Source organism: Streptomyces sp. URMC 126 (genome assembly GCF_051386555.1).
Classification (GTDB): Bacteria; Actinomycetota; Actinomycetes; order Streptomycetales; family Streptomycetaceae; genus Streptomyces.
On record NZ_JBPQTX010000554.1, the window covers coordinates 1 to 2,290 of the forward strand.

Here is a 2,290-nt window from a genome sequence, read left to right on the forward strand (position 1 = left end):
GACGAGCGGCGAAGCCGCGATCAGGGGATCCGGGGGGCTTGCCCCCCGGGAATCGGCGAAGGGGCGGGACCGGGGCATCAGCCCGCCGCAGGCGCCTGCCGCCGCACACTTCCCGCCCCGGAGGGGCCGTGATGACCACCCCCACCGTCTGCGGCCGGCTCCGCGCCCACCCCACCGCCGCCGACGCCACGATCGCCGCCACCGTGCTCGCCCTGATGATCGGCAGCGTCTTCGTCGGCCGCCGGGTGGCGGCCCACCCCCTCGCCCCCGTCTTCGTGACGTGCGCCGTCCTCGCCGCCGCGGCCCTGGTGGTCCGGCGCCGGGCGCCGCGCACGGTGCTGGCCGTGACGTCCGTGCTCACCGTGGCGGGCGCCGCGGACGCCGGTGACGGGATCCCGCGCATCCAGGTCGCGCTGTCGGCCGTCGTGGCGCTCTACACCGTCGTCTCCCGCACCGAACGCGCCGCGGCCCTCCGCATCGCCGGGGTGACGATCGCCGCCCTCACCGGCGCGGTGATGCTGCTGGGGCCGCCGCCCTGGTACGCCCAGGAGAACGTGGGGATGCTCGCCTGGGCCGGCATGGCCGCCGCCGCGGGCGACGCCGTCCGCAGCCGGCGCGCGTACGTCGCCGCGGTCGAGGAACGGGCGCTGCGCGCCGAGCGGTCGCGCGAGGAGGAGGCGCGCCGCCGGGTCGCCGAGGAGCGGCTGCGCATCGCCCGTGAGCTGCACGACGTCGTCGCCCACCACATCGCGCTGGTCAACGTCCAGGCCGGGGTGGCCTCGCACGTCATGGACAGCCGCCCGGACCAGGCGAAGCGGGCGCTGGCCCACATCAGGGAGGCGAGCCGGTCCGCGCTGGACGAACTCCGGTCCACCGTCGGGCTGTTGCGCCAGCACGGCGACCCGGAGGCGCCCACCGAGCCGGCGCCCGGCCTCGGCGCCTTCGACCAGCTCGTGGACGGCTTCACCCGGGCCGGCCTGCGCGTGGCCGTCACCGTGACGGGCGCCCCGGCGGACGAGCCCGGGGCCGGCGGCCCGGAGGGGCCCGGCGACGACGACCCCGCCACGTCCGTCGCCGGCGCGCTGCCGGCCGCCGTGGACCTCACCGCGTACCGCGTCCTCCAGGAGGCGCTGACCAACGTGCACAAGCACGCCGGGCCCGGGGCCCGCGCCGAGGTGGTCATCCTCCGCGCCCCCGGCAGCCTGGTGCTCACCGTCCTGGACGACGGCCCGGGGGACGGCGGTCCGGAAGCCGGCGGACCGGGTGCCGTCGCGCCGGGATCCGGCGGGCACGGCCTCGTCGGCATGCGGGAACGGGTCACGGCGCTCGGCGGCACGATCGAGACCGGACCCCGGCAGGGGACGCCCGGATTCCGGGTCCGCGTCCGGCTGCCCGTGCCCACCGGCGCCCGCTCCGGGCCCGGGGCCGCCCGCCGCCCGGCCTAGGCTGACCCCATGACGGACGAGTCCTTCATCAGCGTTCTCCTCGCCGACGACCAGACCCTGCTGCGCAGCGCCTTCCGCGTCCTCGTCGACTCCGAACCCGGCATGCGCGTGGTCGGCGAGGCGGCGGACGGCGCCGAGGCGGTGCGCCTGGCCCGTGAGGTACGGCCCGACGTGGTGCTCATGGACATCCGGATGCCCGGCGTGGACGGCCTCGCCGCGACCCGCGAGATCTGCTCCGACCCGGCGCTCGACGGGGTACGGGTGGTGATGCTGACGACCTTCGAGGTCGACGAGTACGTGGTGCAGTCGCTGCGCGCGGGCGCGTCCGGCTTCCTCGGCAAGGGCGCCGAGCCCGACGAACTGCTCGCCGCCATCCGTGTCGCCGCGGCCGGCGAGGCGCTGCTGTCCCCGGCGGCCACCAAGGGGCTGATCGCCACCTTCCTCGCCCAGGGCGGGGGCTTCGACACCGCCGGCCCGGCGCGGCGGGGCGCGGAGGCGCTCGACGCGCTGACGGGGCGGGAGCGGGAGGTGCTGGTGCAGGTGGCGGGCGGGTTGTCGAATGACGAGATAGGGGAGCGGCTTGCCGTCAGCCCGTTGACGGTGAAGACGCATGTCAATCGGGCGATGGCGAAGTTGGGGGCGCGGGATCGGGCCCAGTTGGTCGTCATCGCGTACGAGACGGGGCTGGTGCGGCCACGGGGGGAGTGAGCCCCGGCCCCGCCCCTTCGCCGTTTCCTGGGGCTGCGCCCCAGACCCCGAAACCGCGCTCCGCGCGGTTGTCCTCAAACGCCGGACGGGCTGAAGTGTGCGCCAGGGCGCACTATCCAGCCCGTCCGGCGTTTGAG

Annotated in this window: 2 protein-coding genes; both read left to right on the forward strand. The window is 76.7% G+C overall.

From position 1 onward, the window contains the following. The first annotated feature begins 131 nt into the window (after positions 1 to 131). A complete protein-coding gene (locus ACSNOK_RS32615; RefSeq protein ID WP_436784404.1) occupies positions 132 to 1,445 on the forward strand; it encodes a sensor histidine kinase in 1,314 nt (437 codons plus the stop codon). 9 nt (positions 1,446 to 1,454) lie between these two features. Further along, positions 1,455 to 2,153: a response regulator gene (locus ACSNOK_RS32620; protein ID WP_436784405.1), complete on the forward strand. Its 699-nt coding sequence runs from the start codon at positions 1,455 to 1,457 to the stop codon at positions 2,151 to 2,153. Positions 2,154 to 2,290: the final 137 nt, after the last annotated feature.

What these genes read in the sequence shown, in the direction of transcription:
- ACSNOK_RS32615 (WP_436784404.1), top strand. Translation starts at nt 132, where the DNA reads ATGACCACCCCCACCGTCTGCGGCCGGCTCCGCGCCCACCCCACCGCC.
- ACSNOK_RS32620 (WP_436784405.1), top strand. Translation starts at nt 1,455, where the DNA reads ATGACGGACGAGTCCTTCATCAGCGTTCTCCTCGCCGACGACCAGACC.